The sequence below is a fragment of the Bradyrhizobium sp. SZCCHNS3016 genome (genome assembly GCF_032484535.1).
In the GTDB taxonomy this organism is placed as follows: Bacteria; Pseudomonadota; Alphaproteobacteria; order Rhizobiales; family Xanthobacteraceae; genus Bradyrhizobium.
The window spans coordinates 459,644-478,549 of record NZ_JAUETE010000003.1 but is presented as its reverse complement, the minus strand read 5'-3'; the positions used below and the strand labels follow the sequence as shown (position 1 = coordinate 478,549).

The window sequence follows — 18,906 nt, the reverse complement described above, 5'->3', positions numbered from 1 at the left end:
CCATGATGGGAATGTTTGATCGTCTGTTGCAACCGGCCTTGTCGTCGGCGCCCCGTGGTCCTCGGCTGCTTGGCGCGCCGGGTTCTCCGACCGTGGCCTTGCTCCTCGTGCTTGCCGCCGTGCCAGGCCTGGCGCGTGCTGCCGAGGGCGAGATCCGGATCGGCAATACGACGCCCTACAGCGGGCCGGCGGCCGCCTACGGCAGCGTGAGCAAGGTCATCTCCGCCTATTTCCAGAAGGTGAATGACGAGGGCGGGATCAGGGGCCGCAAGATCACCTACATCTCCTATGACGACGGCTATAATCCGCAGAAGACGGTGGAGCTGACACGACGGCTGGTGGAGGAAGACAAGGTCGACGTCATCTTTGCGAGCGTTGGAACAGCGACCAGCGCGGCGGTGCGGCCTTATCTCAACGCGAACAAGATACCGCAATTGTTCGTCGGCTCCGGCGCCTCGATCTGGGATCAGCCTCGCGACTATCCTTGGACCATGGGAGCGCAACCCAGCTACCAGATTGAAGCTCATATTCACGCGCAATATCTGCTCGAGCAACATGCCGGTGGCACGCGCATCGGTGTGCTTTATCAAGACGACGAGTTCGGCAAGGACTATCTGAAGGGTTTGAAGGACGGGCTCGGCGGCAAGCTGCCGATCGTCGCGGAAGCGGCTTACGCGGTCACCGATGCCGACATCAATCAGCAGATCGCGAAGCTGAAGACCGCCGGAGCCAACATCCTGGTCGACGTCAGCACCCCGAAATTCACGGTGCTCGCGATCCGCCGCCTCGCCGAGCTCGGCTGGAGACCCGAGCACATCATCCCCACGGTTTCGGATTCGGTTGCCACCGTGCTGCAGCCTGCAGGCCTGCAGAACGCGGAAGGACTGCTTTCCGCCACCATCCTGTACGAGGGCGGTGTGCAGGGCGGCGATCCCGGCTTCGCCGAGTGGTCCGCGTTCATGGATCGCTACGCGCCTGCAATCAGCAAGAACAACAGCTTGGGAATCGTGGGCTACGCGCTTGCCAACCTGATGGTTGCGGTCCTGCGCAATTGCGGCGACGACTTCTCCCGCGACAACATCATGAGGCAGGCGCGTTCCTTGAAGGGGACGCCAATTCCCATGTTGATTCCCGGGATCGTCGCCAATACCAGCGCCAGCGACCACGCGCCGATCGAGCAGATGCAGATGAAGCGTTTCGTCGATGGCCATTGGGAACGGTTCGGGCCGGTGCGCAGCGGAATCGACCCGGGTGCGGTCAGCGATTCCTTCAAGGCGATCTTCCGCTATGCGTCGGCCAAGCGGGACCTCGCGAGCCAGCTCAACGCCAATACGGTGAGCCTGATGACGGGCTCGTATGGCAGCACCTATTCCCAGATGGGCGCCGACGTCGCCTCGGTCCTCAATGACGGCATCAACCTGCGGGTCATGCCGGTCCTCGGCAGCGGCTCGGTTCAGGCGGTGGCCGACATCCTCATGCTCAAGGGCGTCGACGTGGGAATCGTGCGCAAGGACACGCTGTCCTATCTCGAACGCAAGGACTTCGCGAGCAACATCCGCAATCAGCTCGTCTACGTCACCAAGATGTTCAACGAGGAAATGCATGTTCTGGCACCGCGATCGATCCGCACCATGCGGGAGCTCGACGGCAAGACCGTTGCGGTCGACCTGCCGGACGGCAGCACCTTCGTGACCGCGATCAACGTGTTCGAGCGGCTCGAGATCAAGCCGCATCTGCTCTATATCGAGCCGCGCATCGCGCTCGAAATGTTGCGCAAGGGGGAGATCGACGCGATGATTGCGGTCGACGGCAAGCCGGTGCCCTGGCTCAGCCAGATCACGGATGCCAATCTGCATCTCGTCCCGGTCGGCTACGACAAGACCTTGCGCGAGGATTACCTTCCATCCAAGCTCACCGCGGACGACTACCCCAACCTGATCTCCAATTCCGAGTCGGTGGAAACGATCGCAGCAGAGGCAATCCTGGCGTCGTATAATTGGCAGCCAGGAAGCGACCGCGATCGCCGGCTGTCGCTGCTGGTCGAGTCGCTGTTCTCGCGCATGTCGCAGCTGCAGCGGCCTCCCTTCCATCCGAAATGGCAGGAGATGGCGCCGCGCGCGCCGGTCGCCGGCTGGACCAGGTTCCGGGCCGCGCAGGAATGGCTCGATGGGACGACACGGATTCCGGCGGCCACTACGGCCACCGTTAAACCGTCGAAGCCGGTCGCGGCCGCCGCACCGTCCCCGCGCATTCCTGTCACGGCAAAGCCGGCGGCCGCAACGCCGCCGGACCAGGCGCGCCAGACCGAGTTGTATCGCCGCTTTCTCGAGTGGAATGCGACGCGTCGCTAGATGATTAGCGCCGCGTCCAGTTCGGATTGCTCTCGGCCTCGCTCTTGGCGGCCTCGGTGAGCTCGGCCGAAATGGCCGCGGTCTGCTGCGGCGTGCCCCAGCTCGGCGCGTCGCTGCCGTCGCCCCATTTCTTCGGCCGGTAGAAGGTGTGGACGCCGAACTTGTACATGCGCTTCATCTCTGCGACCCAGGACGGCCGCACCCAATAGGCATGATAGTGGGTCGACTTGCCCACCTCCGGCAGCCAGATCAGCCCGTCCAGCATGGCCTTCGCGATCTTCTTGGCGCGATCCCACATCTCGGGCTCGCGGATCACATCCGGATTGTTGTCGCAGGCGAAGGTGAACTGGCAGGCGAAGTGGCGGTATTTGTTCTGGTAGACGACGCCGCACACCGTCGTCGGATAATAGCCGGAGAACGCCCGGTTCAGCACGACCTGCGCCACGGCCATCTGGCCGCGCACCGCCTCGCCGCGGGATTCGAAATAGATCGCTTCGGCAAGGCACTTCTCGGACTTGAAGCGCGCCTTCTCGTCCGTGAGGCCCAACCGTTCGGCCGGAGTCCTGTCGCGCTGATTGTCGGTGTTGACCTCGCCTTTCGGCGCGATGCTCTCGCCGCCATCACCGGCCTTGGCGGCATCGTCGGCCGGATGTGACAGCACCGCCATCGGCTTGAGGTCCGTATCCGGCATCACGATCAGCGGCGCCTCGCCCGGCAGCCATGTCTCCATGGTTCCGGCGGCAACGCCCAACGACGACGTGCCGAAATAGAGATTGGAGGTCTTGATGGTGAGGCCGTCATAGCTGACGGCGCCATCTGCCAGAATTTGGTCGGCTGCAGGCTTCAGTTCGCCCGATGGCTGGATCTCGGACTTCGCCGCGTCGTACTGCACGAGCGGCGGCGCGCTCAGTGCCTCCTGCAATTCGGGATCGAGTGCAGAACGCTGCGGGAGTGGCGCCTGCGCCGGTGCTTCCGTCGTCTTGGCGCCGAACACCGAGGAGTTCGAATTGGGTTGTGTCGAGGGCGTGGGTGCAGGCTCGGAGGGCGCAGGCTCGACGGGCGCGGCCGATTCGGTCGGCTGCGCCGACGGCGTCGGGGGGCGCACGACGAGTCGATCGCCCTTCAGCGTGCGATCGACCTTGGGAAAATCGGAGGCCTGATAGCGCGGCGGAACCTGCAGCGCCGGATTGCGCGGCGTCGATCCGGTGATGTCGAGATCGCGCCCATCGAGGCTTGCGAGGCGGATGCTCACCGCCTGCGGCGCCGAGGTTCCGATCGGACGACCGAAACTATAGGTGGCGAGCTGAATGGAGGCCGCAGCCGAGAACACACGCTTCTGCCAGCGTTCGGCGACGCCCGGCTGGCGGGCGAGCAGAGAAGCGATGTCTTGATACCCGGTCTCTGTCGGCATCAGAGCGAAGACGCAGAGACCGAGTCCGAAGGACGCAAATCGCGCGCCCTTCGGATCGGGACGCAGAACTAACATCGATACGCTCAACGCAACGCTTACTGGATCGACCGAACAACAGTGCTTCCGTGCAATTCGATCTTCTCTCTTCGTATCGGGTTTAGGTTGCCGAGGAGTTAATCCGCGTTGCAATTGTGAAACAGGCAAGCGGGGAAGTTGCAGAGCGCCGAGCGATCGAGATGCTTGGTAAACAGCGCACCGACGAGAACGGTGAACATTCAGTCAACAGATGCGGTGAATGAAAATCATCTGCACATCATGAGGCGGAGTGTTCCATCGGAACTGCAACGTTCGCTCTCTCCACTCGTCATTCCGGAGCGCCCCCGGAATGACGGCAGTGCTGGAGAAGAAGTGCACCTTGCGTCACGTGCGCGCCGCCTCGCGACGAACCCTCACCAATGAAAAAGGCCGGCAACATGTGCCGGCCTTCGTCAGATCAGATCGATCGCAGCAGGATCAGGCCTGGCTCGCGATCTCCTTGCCGAGCGCGGATTGCGCAGCGGCGAGGCGCGCGATCGGCACGCGGTACGGCGAGCACGACACGTAGTTCATGCCGACCTTGTGGCAGAACGCGACCGAGGCCGGATCGCCGCCATGCTCGCCGCAGATGCCGACCTTGAGGTTGGGTCGCGTGGCGCGGCCGCGCTCGACGCCGATCTTGACCAGCTCGCCGACGCCCTCGCGGTCGATCGAGATGAACGGATCGATATCGAGAATGCCCTTGGCGACGTAGGCGCCGAGGAAGCTGCCGGCGTCGTCGCGGCTGATGCCGTAGGTCGTTTGCGTCAGGTCGTTGGTACCGAACGAGAAGAACTCGGCGGCCTCCGCGATCTGGCCGGCCATCAGCGCTGCGCGCGGCAGCTCGATCATGGTGCCGACCTGGTACTCCAGCTTGGCGCCGGTCTCGCGGATCACGGCCTGCGCCATCGCGTCGATGCGCGCCTTGACCAGGTCGAACTCGGCCTTGGTCGCGATCAGCGGCACCATCACCTCGAGGCCGACGGCCTCGCCGGTGCGCTTCTCGGCCTCGACCGCCGCCTCGAAGATCGCGCGCGCCTGCATCTCGGCGATCTCCGGATAGGCGATGGCGAGACGGCAGCCGCGGAAGCCGAGCATCGGGTTGAACTCCGACAGCTCGCGGGCGCGGTCGGCCAGGCGCCGCGGATCGGTGTTCATCGCGCGGGCGACTTCCTCGACCTCGGCCTGCGTGTGCGGCAGGAACTCGTGCAGCGGCGGATCGAGCAGCCGGATCGTGACCGGCAGGCCTTTCATGATCTCGAACAGCTCGACGAAGTCGGCGCGCTGCATCGGCAGCAGCTTGGCGAGCGCGGCGCGACGCTCCTGCTCATCCTCGGAGAGAATCATCTCGCGCACCGTGCGGATGCGCGTCTCCTCGAAGAACATGTGCTCGGTGCGGCACAGGCCGATGCCCTCGGCGCCGAACTTGATCGCGGTGCGCGCATCCTCCGGCGTATCGGCATTGACGCGCACGCCGGTCTCACGCACGGCATCCGCCCAGCCCATCAGGGTGCCGAACTCGCCGGACAGCTCCGGCTCGATCATCGGCATGCGGCCGGCCAGCACCTGGCCAACGGAGCCGTCGATGGTGATGACGTCGCCGGTCTTGAAGGTGCGGGAGCCGATGCTCATCGTGCCCCGGCCGTAGTCGACGCGGATGGTGCCGCAGCCGGACACGCAGGGCTTGCCCATGCCGCGCGCGACGACGGCGGCGTGCGAAGTCATGCCGCCACGCGTCGTGAGAATGCCTTCCGCGGCATGCATGCCGTGGATGTCCTCCGGCGAGGTCTCGATGCGGACCAGGATCACCTTGCGACCGTCGGCCTGCAGCTTGGTGGCCTCGTCCGAGGAGAACACGATCTCGCCGGATGCCGCGCCCGGCGAGGCCGGCAGGCCGGTGGCGACCACGTCGCGCTTGGCGGAGGGATCGATGGTCGGATGCAGGAGCTGATCGAGCGAGGCCGGATCGACGCGGAGCACGGCGTCGCTCTGCGAGATCAGGCCCTCATTTGCGAGCTCGACCGCGATGCGCAGCGCCGCCTTGGCGGTGCGCTTGCCGCTGCGGGTCTGCAGCATCCACAGCTTGCCGCGCTCGACCGTGAACTCCATGTCCTGCATGTCACGGTAGTGCTTCTCGAGCAGCGTGTAGATGCGGGTCAGCTCGTGGAAGGCGTCGGGCATCGCGACTTCCATCGACGGCCGGTCCGAACCCGACTCCTGACGCGCGTCCTCGGTGATGTCCTGCGGGGTGCGGATGCCGGCGACGACGTCCTCGCCCTGCGCGTTGATCAGGAACTCGCCGTAGAGCTTGCTCTCGCCGGTCGAAGGATTGCGCGTGAAGGCGACGCCGGTGGCCGAGGTGTCGCCCATGTTGCCGAACACCATGGCCTGGACGTTGACGGCGGTGCCCCAGGATTCCGGAATGTCGTGCAGCTTGCGATAGGTCACCGCGCGCGTGTTCATCCAGGATGAGAAGACGGCGCCGATCGCGCCCCACAACTGGTCGTGCGGGTCCTGCGGGAAGTCCTTGCCGGTCTCGTGCGCGACCGCGTCCTTGTACTTGCCGACCAGCATCTCCCAGTCCTCGGAGCTCAGGTCGGTGTCGAGCTGATAGCCCTGGGTGTCCTTGAAGCTGTCGAGGATGTCCTCGAAATGATGGTGCTCGAAGCCGAGCACGACATCCGAATACATCGTGATGAAGCGGCGATAGCTGTCGAAGGCGAAGCGGCGATCGCCGGACAGCGAGGCCAGCGCTTCCACCGTCTGGTCGTTGAGACCGAGATTGAGCACGGTGTCCATCATGCCCGGCATCGAGGCGCGGGCGCCGGAGCGCACCGAGACCAGCAGCGGGTTCTCCGGATCGCCGAACTTCTTGCCGGTCAATTTGCCGATGTAGTCGAGCGCCTTGTCGACCTGCGACTGCAGCTCCTTCGGATAGGTCTTGTCGTTGGCGTAGAAGTAGGTGCAGACCGAGGTCGGAATGGTGAAGCCCGGAGGCACCGGCAGGCCGAGATTGGCCATCTCGGCCAGATTGGCGCCCTTGCCGCCGAGCAGGTCACGCAGGCCGGCCTTACCTTCGGCCTTGCCGTCACCGAAGGTGTAGACCCACTTGTTCGGCTTGATCGCGGTGACCGCGCTCTTGGCCGGGGCCTTCGCAGCCGACGCCTTCACAGCCTTGGCGACCGGCTTGGCAGCCGTCTTGGCCGGCTTCTTCGGAGCGGTTTTCACTGGCGCTTTCGGTGCAGACCTGGGCGCGACCTTGGCCGGGGCCTTGGCAACGGGCTTCGACGCCGTCTTGAGCGCCTTGCGCGGTGGAGCGAGTGCTGCGGTCTTGGCCTTGCCCGGCTTGGAAGGCTTTGATTTCGCTGTAACTTTCTTAGACTTCGCTACCGCTTTGGCCATGAGGTGCTTCGATCCGCAAATGGGAGGAGAAATCGCGCGCCTTACACCACTTTGGGCGCCGCGGCGCAAGCTCGGGGGTTCCCGACCTTGGGACTAGAGCCTGGGGACTAGAAGTGGAGCCACTTCAGCAGGCCCATGCCGATCAGGCCGTTCAGGATGAGGAAGATCGCGACGATCAGGTTCAGCAGGCGCGGCATGATCAGGATCAGGACGCCGGCGATCACGGACATGATCGGCGAGATATGGGCAACGGTCAGGGTCATCGGTGAACTCTGAATGATTGAAGGACGAGGCTGGGGCGATTCGATTTGGCCGGACTTTATCCTGGCCCATCGTGGCGGAATAGGAGACGCACGGCACGAGTTCCGGTTCCCCCACCGCTGAATCTGCCGCAAAAATGCCGCCGGTTCCACGTGGCCCCGCGCGGAACGATGACCTGTTGCCGGCATTGGGAAGCAGGTGCCGGCACGCGCCGGTTTCTCTCAGCGATCAACAGCTCAGGAGTCCCGTCCCATGCGAACCCATCTCACCCTTGCTGCCCTCATGGCCGCACTCGTGATACCGGCGGCCGCACAGGCGCAATCCTACACGACGGGCGTCGGGCGCAGCGTCGTGGTCGAGGAGGACGCTCCAGTAATCACGGTCGAGCGACGGCCGGAGTTTCGCGAATATGTCGTGCGCGAGCGTGTTCCCAACTATGTGATCCCCGATCGCGTCGTTGTTGGCACCGTGCTGCCAGAGTCCGGTGTTACATATTACGACGTTCCGCAGCGCTTCGGTGCGACACCTTATCGCTACACCGTGGTCAACGGCGAAACTGTCCTGGTCGAACCGCGATCGCGGCGGATCATTCAGGTCGTTGAATAGTTATAGAGCTGCATTTGGTCGCCAACGCCCCCGCAAGCGGCCAGATGTAAAAGGCCCTGCCCGGTTCCCCCCGCCGGGTAGGGCTAATTTTTATTGGCGCGTAACTTGTAGGGTGGGCAAAGCGGCCGCCGAAGGCGACAGCGTGCCCACCATTCGGCAGCAACTCCGCTGCGAGACGGTGGGCACGGCGCCATTGCGATCGGGGGACGTGGGGATAGCACGGCAGCGCCTTTGCCCACCCTACGTTGCTATAGGGCGATCAGCCCTCGATCTTTGAGAAGTCGGCCACCGCACGCGTCGCGCTGCGGATCTCATTCAAGAGCTTCAGCCGGTTCTCGCGGATCTTGGCGTCGTCATCGTTGACCTTCACCTTGTCGAAGAACGCATCGACCGCCGGACGGAGCTTGGCCATCGCGCGCATCGCTGCGGCAAAGTCTTCCTTGGCGACGGCAGCGCCGGCTTCCGCCGCGACCTCGCCGATCGCCCTCGCCAGCGCCTTCTCCTCGTCGAGCTTGTAGAGCGCAGCGTCCGGTGCGCCGTCGAATTTGCGCTTGTCCTTCTTCTCCTCGATGGCGAGGATGTTGGACGCGCGCTTGGTGCCGGCGAGCAGGTTCTTGCCGTCGTCGGTCTCGAGGAATTTTCCGAGCGCCTCGACGCGGCGGACGACCATCAGCAGGTCGTCCTGGCCGCCGAGCGCGAACACCGCGTCGACGAGATCATGCCGCGCGCCCTGCTCGCGGAGCTGGACCTTGAGGCGGTCGGCGAAGAAGGAGAGGAGATCGTCTTGCCACGCTAAGTCCTTCGACTCTGCTCTTCGCGCTGAAGCGTGAGCCATATCCGGAACAACCTTCTTCACCGCCTCGAAAAGCTCATCCCCATACAGCCCGGTCCCGCCAAGCGCTTTGATAGCCTCGGTTAGATTAGCTATGGAGACGTGGCGTATACGCTGCTGCTTTTGCACCTCCGCGACAAAGCCAATCCAGACGGACAAAGACAAACGGATATTGTTTTCAAGAAGAATGCGGATCAAGCCGATAGCAGCTCTCCGCAAAGCGTAAGGATCTTTCGACCCAGTCGGCTTTTCGTCGTTGGACCAGAATCCGACTAGAACATCTAACTTATCTGCGATTGCCAGAGTAAACGAGATGGGGCTCCGGGGGACTGAGTCTGAAGCGCCGACAGGCTTATAGTGCTCCGGGATAGCTCGAGCGACGAGTTCGTCTTCACCTTGAGCAAGCGCGTAATATTGGCCCATAAGCCCCTGCAGTTCAGGGAATTCGCCTACCAGTTCAGTAACCAGATCGGCTTTGGACAGCGAGGCAGCTCGTTTTGCCCTTGAGACGTCCTGTTTGCTACCATGCGCCAAAGCCTCAGTGATGTACTCAAGGCGAACAACTCGATCTCGTTGAGTACCAAGCTTTTGGTGGAACACAATCTCACTAAGTTTCGGCAGCCGGTCCTCGAGCCTCGTCTTCAGGTCCGTCTCGTAGAAGAACTTCGCGTCCGACAGCCGGGCGCGGATAACGCGCTCGTTGCCGGCGATGATGGTCTTGCCGCCGTCGCTCGCTTCGATGTTCGCGGTCAGGATGAATTTCGGCGCGAGCCCCCCCGTCTTGGGGTCGCGCACCACGAAGCATTTCTGGTTGTTGCGGATGGTGGCGCGGATCACCTCGCCGGGCACCTTGAGGTAGTCCGGATCGAACGAGCCCATCAGCACCACGGGCCATTCGACCAGGCCCGCGACCTCGTCGAGCAGCACGGGGTCCTCGACCAGCTCGAACCCTTGCGCGAACGCAAGCTGCTTGGCGTCGGTGACGATGGTGTCCTTGCGCCGGTCAGGATCGAGCACGACCTTGGCGTCGAGCAGCTTGGCCTCATAGTCCTCGAAGCGTCGCACCGAAATCGGCGACGGCGACATGAAGCGGTGGCCGAACGTTGTCTGGCCCGCCTCGATACCGTCGACGGCGAAGCTGACGACGTCCGGCTCCTCGGTCTCCAGGCCGAACGTGGCAGTGATCGCGTGCAGCGGCCGCACCCAGTTGAGCGCGCCCGGTCGCTCCGAGCGCTTGCCCCAGCGCATCGATTTCGGCCACGGGAACGTGCGCACGATCACCGGCAGCATCTCGGCGAGCACGTCGAGCGTGGCGCGGCCGGGCTTCTCGATCAGCGCGACGTAGAAGTCGCCCTTCTTCGGATCGCGCTGGATCGTGGCCTCCTCGATCGAGGACAGGCCGGTGGCCTTGAGGAAGCCTTGGATCGCGGCATCGGCGCCGCCGACGCGCGGGCCCCTGCGCTCCTCCTTGAGATCAGCCTGCCGCGCCGGGATGCCGTGCACGGTCAGCGCCAGCCGCCGCGGCGTCGCGAACGCCTTGGCCCCCTCATAGACGAGGCCCTCGGCGACGAGCTTGTCGGTGACCATGCGGCGCAGATCCTCGGCCGCCTTGGCCTGCATGCGCGCGGGGATTTCTTCGGAGAACAGTTCGAGGAGAAGGTCGGGCATTTTAGAACTCGTTGGCAGGGCTGGCGCTGCTGAGCTCCCCTCCCCCACGCCGCAATCGCGTAGCGATTGTCGGCAGCGGGGAGGGGTCGGGGGTGGGGGTCAGCGCGCGCTGAAGGTCGTGGGGAACGTCGTCAGGACTGCCGAGGACGTTGTTGTGGGCAACCGACCGCAGGCGTCCATGCATGGGGCGTGAGTGCCCCGTCAGGCATCTCGCCCGGGGACCCCCACCCCCGCCCCCTCCCCGCAAGGGGGAGGGGAGCAGAGGCACCGCAGATGTTGCGACATTCGACTGCAAAATAGATCTCGATTCGACATGAGGAATGCTTGAGCGGCGCTCGCTCAACCGGCTGATGCCGCCCCCGCCCCGCCCGCCTCCGTATGCAGCCAGGCTTCGCCGCAGGCTTTGGCGAGCTCGCGGACGCGCAGGATGTAGCTCTGGCGCTCGGTGACGGAGATGACGCCGCGCGCATCGAGCAGGTTGAACACGTGGCTTGCCTTGATGCACTGGTCGTAGGCCGGCAGCGCCATCTGGTGCTCCCGGCGATTGCCGTCACGCCAGCCGGCGGCGAGATATTTGCGGCAGGCGCCCTCGGCCATCTTGAACTGCTCGAACAGCATGTCGGTGTCGGCATGCTCGAAATTGTGCCGGGAGTATTCCCGCTCGGCCTGCAGGAAGACGTCGCCATAGGTCACCTTGGCGTCGCCGTCGCGGCCGTTGAAGTTGAGGTCGTAGACGCGGTCGACGCCCTGCACGTACATCGCCAGGCGCTCAAGGCCATAGGTGAGCTCGCCGGCGACCGGCGCGCATTCGAAGCCCGCGACCTGCTGGAAATAGGTGAACTGCGACACCTCCATGCCGTCGCACCAGCACTCCCAACCGAGACCCCAGGCGCCGAGCGTCGGGCTCTCCCAGTCGTCCTCGACAAAGCGGATGTCGTGCACGGCGGCGTCGATGCCGATGGCGCCGAGCGACTTCAGGTACAGCTCCTGAAGGTTCGGCGGCGACGGCTTCATGATCACCTGGAACTGGTAGTAGTGCTGCATCCGGTTTGGATTCTCGCCGTAGCGGCCGTCCTTCGGCCGCCGCGAGGGCTGTACATAGGCGGCATTCCACGGCCTAGGACCGAGCGCGCGCAAGGTCGTCGCCGGATGGAAGGTGCCGGCGCCCATCTCCATGTCGTAGGGCTGCAGGATCACGCAGCCCTGCTCGGCCCAGAACCGCTGCAGGGCCAGGATGAAGCCCTGGAACGAACGTTCGGGGCGCATGTGCAGAGGTAGCGAGTCCATCGTCGGTATCGGTCTTTCGCAGGCGTCGGAAAAGCGCGCGGACCGTATCGGCGGGGACATCAGGAATCAAGGCAATAGGGTCTCCGAACGGCGGCGACGTGCCGTCGCTCGAAGATCAGCGGCTCGCGTCAGCCCGGCCGGTAGGCGCCCGTGACGGGATCGCGGCGCAGAGTCTTGATCTCGGCGGTCTGCGCGGCCTCGGCGACGCGCGACAGTCGCGCCTCTTCGAGCTCCCGGTTGATCTTCTGAGCGGCCTTGTAGGCCCAGCGAACCACGGCAAGCCCGCCCAGCATACCCGCGAAAGCAACGAACGGCGGCATTGGTCGATCCTCGTTCATGAACAGAGCCACCCCGATTCCCATTGTCGCCGATCCCGGTTCCCCCCGCAATCCGGATTGCGAGGGGCGAAATGGCGCGGCCTCCAGTCTAGAACCCGAAACGGGCCCAGATCGCCCGGGTTTCGGCCGCGGAGATCAGCTCCTCGGCCAGCCCCGTCCAGCCGAATCCCAGGCTGCCGGCGCCCGCGGCGCGGCGGCCGAGCAGACCCGACAACAGGCCGGACGCCGGCGCCACGACAGGCGTTGCGACCTTGTCGCCGAAGCGGGTGCGCAGGACGGCGCGGAGGTCGCCGATGGCGTCCGCCAGCCCCAGCGTGACGGCGCTGTCGCCGGCCCAGTACTCGCCGGTGAACAGCACATCGTCGGCGCCCTTCAGCCGGGTCGCGCGGCTTTCCTTGACCAGCGAGATGAACAGCGCGTGGATCTCGCGCTGGATCTTCTTCAGCCGCGCCACGTCGTCGGGATTCTCCGGCAGGAACGGATCGAGCATCGCCTTGTGCTCGCCGGCCGTATACAGCCGGCGCTCGATGCCGATCTTCTTGATCAGGTCCTGCAGTCCGAACGAGCCGCCGACCACGCCGATCGAGCCGAGGATCGAGGACGGATCGCAGAAGATCTCGTCGCCGGCGCAGGCGATCATGTAGCCGCCGGAGGCCGCGACGTCCTCGACGAACACGAGCACCGGCAGCTTCTTCTCCGCGGCGAGCTGGCGAATGCGCAAGTAGATCTGGCGCGACTGCACCGGCGAGCCGCCGGGCGAATTGATCACCAGTGCCACTGCCTTGGCGTTGCGCATGGAGAAGGCGCGCTCCAGCACCTTGGCGACGCCGGCGAGCGTCAGCCCCGGCCGCAGCGGCGTCACCGCGCCGATCACGCCGGACAGGCGGACGACCGGCACCACCGGTACGCCGCGCAGCCGCGCCGGAAGCAGCGTCTTCAGGCGATCGAAGAGCCCGGCTGCATCGCTGGGTTGTGTCAAATTGTCCACCATCCTGTTACCTCGGATTAACCACTTTTTATCGCGCCGCTGCCATTCAAAGGGCTGGAACGAGCCTTGCAATCTCCTGGGCAATCGCACGGCGAGCCAAGGTGCAGAGTGCGGCGGAGGAATACATGAAGGTCTACCTGTTGATGCTGCTGATCGGTACTCTATTGACTGCGATCCGTTTCACGACGGTAACCGAACGCCAGTCGGAAGCTCAGACGCAATAACGCCCGACCTCAATTAGCAGTTCAGGGGGTGCCCAAAGCCAGCGCCCCCTGCCCCGCCAGCACACGCACGACCTCGTCATTCGGCACACCTGCCGCCTCATTCAGCGCCACTCCGGCGAGAATTTGGGTCGGTGCCCGGCCTCCCTTAACGGCCCTGACCAGGATACGGATCGCCGGTCTGCCCGCCTGGCCGTGAACCGGTTGAATCGCGAGACTGCCGAAGCCGCGCGCCAGCGCCGCAACGACCTCGCTCAAACCGTCGGCCCGCCAGATCAAGGTCAGCACGCCACCGGATTTCAGCATCCGCCGCGCGGCATGCGTCCAGACCTCCAACGTCGTCACCGTTGCCACATGCGCGGTCGCACGCGCGGCGTCGGGCGAGGCACGGTGGCGCGCGGCATCGTGGAACGGCGGATTCATCAGCACCACGTCGACACTGTCGGGCCCGAGCCCCGCGGCAGCGAAAGCGGCCGCGTCCGCGGCGACGTCCAGCACCACGACCTCCGCCGGCAAGGCATTGGCGCGTGCGTTGTCGCGCGCGAGGCACGCCAGATCCGGCTCGCGCTCGACCAGCATCAAGCTGAGACCGCCGACGCGCCGGGCCAAGGCTAGCCCGGCCGTCCCCACGCCGGCACCGAGATCGACCACGCGATCGCCCGAACGCGCGACCGTCGCCGCCGCCAGCAGGATTGCATCGTGGCCGGCGCGATGGCCCGTCGTGGGCTGCCGCAGCCGCAATTGGCCGCCGAGCACGGCATCCTCGGAAATGTCGACAGCGTCACTCATCAGGGCGCAATTCATGCGCCAGACCGGCGTCGGTGAGAAGCCGCCGGGCCTGGAGATTGTCGTCCTCATGCACGAGGATCCTGCGCGGCAGGATGCCGAGCGAGCCCTCGATGACGCTCATGTTCTGATCGAGCACGAGGTGATGGATGTCGGCGCCGTCGAGCAGCGCCCCGATCGCCGAAACCAGCACGATATCATTGGTCCGAACCAATTCCTTCAATCGTTATGTCTCCATGCGGGCTTGGGTCAAGAAGGCTTGGGTCAAGACGGCTCGGGTCAAGGTTCCGTGTCTGCCCTTGCCGCCTGCGGCCGCAGTTTCTATTGTCGTTTCGAGCATAGCAAAATCGGAGACCAGAGTGGCGGTTATCGTACCTTTCGAGAGTCCATCGGGAGCCTCCATCGATGGGCTGGTCGCGCTGGTCGCAGCCGACATGGAACGGGTCAACGCTACGATTTTGTCGCGCACCGGCTCGGACGTCACGATGATCCCGGAGGTCGCAAACCACCTGATCTCCTCCGGCGGCAAGCGGCTGCGGCCGATGCTGACGCTGGCGATGGCTCATCTCACCGACTACACCGGCGATGGTCACGTCAAGCTCGCCGCGGCCGTCGAGTTCATGCATACGGCGACGCTGCTCCATGACGACGTGGTTGACGAGAGCGAAATGCGCCGCGGCAAATTGTCGGCGCGCATGCTGTGGGGCAACGAGGCCAGCGTGCTGGTCGGCGACTTCCTGCTCGGCCAGGCGTTCCGCATGATGGTCGAGGTCGGCTCGCTGCGCGCGCTCGACATTCTCTCGGCCGCCGCAGCCACGATTGCCGAAGGCGAGGTGATGCAGCTTGCCGCCGCCAAGAACACCGCAACGACCGAGGACGAATATCTCGCCGTGATCCGCGGCAAGACGGCGGAACTGTTCGCTGCCGCCTGTGAGGTCGGCCCGGTGCTCGCCGACCGTCCCAAGGCTGAGCAGGCCGCATCCCGGTCTTTCGGCATGAATCTCGGCATCGCCTTCCAGCTCGTCGACGACGTGCTCGACTATGGCGGCAAGGCCGCCAAGCTCGGAAAGAATGTCGGCGACGATTTCCGCGAGGGCAAGATCACGCTGCCGGTGGTGCTCGCGTTCCGCCGCGGCAGCGACAGCGAGCGTGCCTTCTGGATCAAGGCGCTGGAGCGCGGCGAGATCAGCGATCACGATCTCGACCATGCGATCGGGCTGATGAACAAGCACCGCGCCTTGGAGGACACGATCAGCCGCGCGCATCACTACGGCGCCATGGCCGTCGACGCGCTGGCGCTGTTCCCGGCCTCCCCGATGAAGTCCGCGCTGGAGCAGGTGGTGGCGTTCTGCCTGGCGCGGTCGCATTAGTTCGTCCGTCTGCCGAGAGACCGTCACCCAAGCAAGTTCTGTAGGGTGGGCAAAGGCGCCCTGCCCAGCCGATGCGACAAATCACGCTGCAATGGTGCCGTGCCCACCATCGGGCGTCGTGCTCCGGGGTGAGACGGTGGGCAGGGCGCCACCACGACCTTGTGCCAGGCTGCGCCTTTGCCCACCTTCGCTCGCAATGAGGGCCGAGCCAGCAAACTAGCTCAGCGTCCCCGCATGCACCCACCATTCAGGGTGCGCGGCTGCGATCGCGGCGCCGGCCGACTTTGCATCCGCCTCGCTGCCATAGATCGCAAAGCACGTCGCGCCGGAGCCGGACATGCGAGCGAGCAGGACGCCTGAACTCGCGCGCAGCGCGTCGAGCACCGTGCCGATGATCGACTGCACCTTCAGGGCGGGCGGCTCCAGATCGTTCTTCACCTGATCGAGTGCAGCGACCCAGTCTCCGACCGACGCGCCGGCCTGCGGCCAGGACGGCGCCGTGAAGACATCGGTCACGCCGACCAGCAGGTCGCCAGGCTTCAGGCCGAGCGCCTGGAACACGTCCTTGGTCGCGACCGGCACCCGCGGATTGATCATCACGCAGGGCAGGACGGGAAGCGCAAGCGGCTGCAGGTTCTCGCCGACGCCGGTCATGGTGCAGGCGCGCGAAGGCACGCAAACGGGCACGTCGGCGCCGGTCTTCAAGGCAACCGCAGTGAGGCGCGGATCGTCCAGCGACAGGCCGTTCAGCTTCGCCAGCAGCCGCAGCGCCGCTGCGGCATCGGCCGAGCCGCCGCCGATGCCGGCGGCGACCGGCAGCACCTTCTCCAGCGTGAACTCGCCGAGCTTCAGGCCGGGAACGGCCTCCGCCAGCAGACGCGCCGCCTTCAGCACCAGATTGTCCGTGGTCTCGCCACAGGCCTCTGCCAGAGGTCCGGTCGTGGTCAGCCTCAGCTCCGGCCCCGGCACCAGCGTGAGCTGGTCCGCGCAATCCGCAAAGCCGACGACGCTTTCGAGATCATGATAGCCGTCGACCCGGCGGCCGACGACCCGCAGGGTCAGATTGACCTTGGCGCGCCCCTGCTCCTGCAGCGCGCCGGTGACCGTGGACGCCAACATCGGCGCAATGCCCCCAGCATGTTCGGTGGTGGAGGTCAGATGCCAACTCGCCGCGGCCCGAGGCCGAAACGAACGTGGCCGGCAACCGCCACACGCTTCATCAAAATCATCCGGGCTCCCCGGCAAGCCGAGGAGCCCGTGATGGCTCTCACATCGTGATCAGGACGAACTAGCCGCCCTTGCCGTCGTCCTTCTTGGCGTCGGACGGCGTATCCTTGGTGTCGTTGCTGGCCGCAGCGGGTGCCGGATCATCAGTCAGGCCGTTCTGGATCTTGGCCTCGATCTTCGGCAGCTCCTCGGCCTCGGGCTTCAGGTCGCGGGCATGGGCCCACTGGAACTTGGCTTCCAGCTTGCGGCCGATGCGCCAATAGGCGTCGCCGAGATGGTCGTTGATGGTCGGATCCTCGGGCTTGAGGTCGATCGCGCGCTCGAGGTTCTTGACCGCCTCCTCGTAGTTGCCGATGCGGTAATAGGCCCAGCCGAGCGAGTCGACGATGTAGCCATCGTCCGGCCGCTGCTCGACGGCACGCTTGATCATCTTCATGCCTTCGTCGAGATTGATGCCCTGGTCGATCCAGGAATAGCCGAGATAGTTCAGCACATGCGGCTGGTCGGGCTGCAGCTCGAGGGCCTTGCGCATGTCGGCCTCAGCCTTCGGCCACTGCTTGGAGCGCTCCAGGCAGATGCCGCGGTAGTAGTAATAGACGCTGTTGGCCTTTTCATTGTTCACCGGCAGCGAATCGACGCCGAGCGAATAGGTCTTGGCGCAATCGGCGAACTTCTTGCGGCCGCGCTCGATGTTGCCGAGCGCCATGATCGCCTCGAGATCCTTCGGATCCTGCGCAATGACGTCCTTGAGGATCTTGATCGCCTCGTCGCTGCGGTCGGCGCTGTCGAGATCGGTGGCGAGCTGGATCTGCGCATTGCGCTTCAACGGCGAGCTCGCCGGCACCCGCTCATAGACCTTGATCGCCATCTGCGGCTTCTTCACGGTCTCGTAGAGATCGGCGAGCGACAGCAGCGCCAGCGGATGATTCGGCTGCAGATGCAGCGCGAGCTGCAGATAGACCAGCGCCAGATCCTCGCCGCCGCGACGGCTCAAAGTGGCGCCGATGCCGTACAGCGCCTCGGCGGCGCCGGCCTGCGCCGAATCGACCAGCGACGGCAGCTTCTTGCCGGCCTTGGACTCGCGCAGGCCCTCCTGCACCAGCGGATGGCGCGCGAGCTTCTTGTCGAAGGCTTCATAGATCGCGGTCGCGGCGGCCGCATCCTTGTTGCGCGACAGCCAATGCGCATAGGCCTCGGTGATGCGCAGCATCGAATCGTCGAGCTTGTAGGCGCGCTCGAACCGCGTGCCGGCGTCCTTCTCCTTGCCGGCCAGCTCCAGGATCATGCCGGCATGGAGGTCCTTGAACAGCGGATACCATTCGGGACCAGTCAGCTTGTCGATATTGGCGACGGCGGTCTTCGAATCGCCCGCACCGGCCGCGGCCCACGCCGACAGCAAGGTGGCGACGAGATCGGTGATCGGCCCGCGCACCGACTGGTTGATGTTGGTCTGGGCGGCTGTGTATTTCTTCTGCTTGATGTCCTGCACGCCGACCACGAGGCGCGCGATGCGGTTCGACTTGTCGATCGTGAGCACGCGCTCGGCCAGCTTCACGGCCTCGTCGATGTCGCCATCGGCGACCGAGGAGATGAAGGCGCGGTCGAGCAGCTCGTTATTCTTGGGGTCGCTACGTAGCGCCGAGCGGTAGAACGCCGCCGCCGAGGCCGCGTCGCGCTCGACGCTGGCGTGGCGGGCCGCCAGATAGCTGCCCGAGGTGGTGAGCGACTTCAGATCGACGCTGGTCGGAAACTTCGCGGCGTTATCCGCAGGATGATCCGGCGTCTGGGCCAGGACGGCACCGGGGAGCAGCAAGGCAGAAACGGCAATTGCGGTCCAGCGATTGCGAATTGACAACATCACGGTGCGCTCTGGTTGTTGGAAATGACGGATCGGTACGGACACGAACCCGATCGGCAGCTCTTCAAGGCGCCGACAATGCCGCGTTTGGCGGCCAACCGCAAGGATTTGCAGGATATTCGGGTCAGCCGGGAGCCCCTTTGGCGAAGGTGACCTGCGTCAAACCGCGCCAGTATGGCCGTATCGTGGCCGGCTGCCCTCCCCGGAGCAGCCGACTCACGCAAT

At 65.0% G+C, this 18,906-nt stretch carries 14 protein-coding genes; 3 read left to right on the top strand and 11 right to left on the bottom strand.

From position 1 onward, the window contains the following. Positions 1 to 5: 5 nt before the first annotated feature. Complete coding sequence (locus QW881_RS09670; RefSeq protein ID WP_315757114.1) at positions 6 to 2,351, top strand: ABC transporter substrate-binding protein; 2,346 nt, start codon at positions 6 to 8, stop codon at positions 2,349 to 2,351. 4 nt (positions 2,352 to 2,355) lie between these two features. Here QW881_RS09670 and QW881_RS09665 read toward each other — a convergent pair whose 3' ends face one another. The 3 genes from QW881_RS09665 to QW881_RS09655 all read right to left on the bottom strand — a co-directional run bounded on the left by QW881_RS09665 (position 2,356) and on the right by QW881_RS09655 (position 7,502). Then, positions 2,356 to 3,837 (bottom strand): cell wall hydrolase, encoded by a 1,482-nt coding sequence (locus QW881_RS09665; RefSeq protein WP_315757068.1) that lies wholly within the window; start codon positions 3,835 to 3,837, stop codon positions 2,356 to 2,358. A gap of 438 nt (positions 3,838 to 4,275) precedes the next feature. Next, a complete protein-coding gene (gene ppdK / locus QW881_RS09660; protein WP_315757067.1) occupies positions 4,276 to 7,239 on the bottom strand; it encodes a pyruvate, phosphate dikinase in 2,964 nt (987 codons plus the stop codon). A 107-nt stretch (positions 7,240 to 7,346) separates the two neighbouring features. Then, positions 7,347 to 7,502 carry a DUF3096 domain-containing protein gene (locus tag QW881_RS09655; protein ID WP_012042558.1) on the bottom strand — a complete coding sequence of 52 codons (156 nt, stop codon included), beginning with the start codon at positions 7,500 to 7,502 and terminating at the stop codon, positions 7,347 to 7,349. Between the two features lie 250 nt (positions 7,503 to 7,752). On the opposite strand from QW881_RS09655, the gene QW881_RS09650 reads away from it, so the two are divergent. After that, positions 7,753 to 8,106, top strand: coding sequence for a DUF1236 domain-containing protein (locus QW881_RS09650; protein ID WP_315739966.1), 354 nt, complete (start codon positions 7,753 to 7,755; stop codon positions 8,104 to 8,106). Between the two features lie 259 nt (positions 8,107 to 8,365). Here QW881_RS09650 and glyS read toward each other — a convergent pair whose 3' ends face one another. The 6 genes from glyS to QW881_RS09620 all read right to left on the bottom strand — a co-directional run bounded on the left by glyS (position 8,366) and on the right by QW881_RS09620 (position 14,449). Beyond that, on the bottom strand, positions 8,366 to 10,606 hold the full coding sequence (gene glyS, locus QW881_RS09645) for a glycine--tRNA ligase subunit beta (protein ID WP_315757066.1): 2,241 nt from the start codon (positions 10,604 to 10,606) through the stop codon (positions 8,366 to 8,368). Positions 10,607 to 10,945: 339 nt separating this feature from the next. Then, entirely contained in the window at positions 10,946 to 11,893 is a 948-nt protein-coding gene (locus tag QW881_RS09640) for a glycine--tRNA ligase subunit alpha (RefSeq protein WP_315757065.1), read from the bottom strand. Between the two features lie 128 nt (positions 11,894 to 12,021). Further along, positions 12,022 to 12,213 carry a hypothetical protein gene (locus QW881_RS09635; RefSeq protein ID WP_315739963.1) on the bottom strand — a complete coding sequence of 64 codons (192 nt, stop codon included), beginning with the start codon at positions 12,211 to 12,213 and terminating at the stop codon, positions 12,022 to 12,024. A gap of 106 nt (positions 12,214 to 12,319) precedes the next feature. After that, entirely contained in the window at positions 12,320 to 13,222 is a 903-nt protein-coding gene (locus tag QW881_RS09630; RefSeq protein ID WP_315739962.1) for a S49 family peptidase, read from the bottom strand. Positions 13,223 to 13,464: 242 nt separating this feature from the next. Then, positions 13,465 to 14,229: a tRNA1(Val) (adenine(37)-N6)-methyltransferase gene (locus tag QW881_RS09625; RefSeq protein WP_315757064.1), complete on the bottom strand. Its 765-nt coding sequence runs from the start codon at positions 14,227 to 14,229 to the stop codon at positions 13,465 to 13,467. Continuing rightward, on the bottom strand, positions 14,222 to 14,449 hold the full coding sequence (locus QW881_RS09620; RefSeq protein WP_315739960.1) for a DUF2007 domain-containing protein: 228 nt from the start codon (positions 14,447 to 14,449) through the stop codon (positions 14,222 to 14,224). The genes QW881_RS09625 and QW881_RS09620 overlap by 8 nt, the downstream gene beginning before the upstream one ends. A gap of 136 nt (positions 14,450 to 14,585) precedes the next feature. Here QW881_RS09620 and QW881_RS09615 point away from each other — a divergent pair, with 136 nt between their 5' ends. Then, positions 14,586 to 15,596: a polyprenyl synthetase family protein gene (locus tag QW881_RS09615; RefSeq protein ID WP_315757063.1), complete on the top strand. Its 1,011-nt coding sequence runs from the start codon at positions 14,586 to 14,588 to the stop codon at positions 15,594 to 15,596. A 216-nt stretch (positions 15,597 to 15,812) separates the two neighbouring features. Here the strand turns inward: QW881_RS09615 and QW881_RS09610 are convergent, their stop codons facing one another. After that, entirely contained in the window at positions 15,813 to 16,715 is a 903-nt protein-coding gene (locus QW881_RS09610) for a 4-(cytidine 5'-diphospho)-2-C-methyl-D-erythritol kinase (RefSeq protein ID WP_315757062.1), read from the bottom strand. 169 nt (positions 16,716 to 16,884) lie between these two features. After that, positions 16,885 to 18,681 (bottom strand): tetratricopeptide repeat protein, encoded by a 1,797-nt coding sequence (locus tag QW881_RS09605; protein ID WP_315757061.1) that lies wholly within the window; start codon positions 18,679 to 18,681, stop codon positions 16,885 to 16,887. Positions 18,682 to 18,906 lie beyond the last annotated feature (225 nt).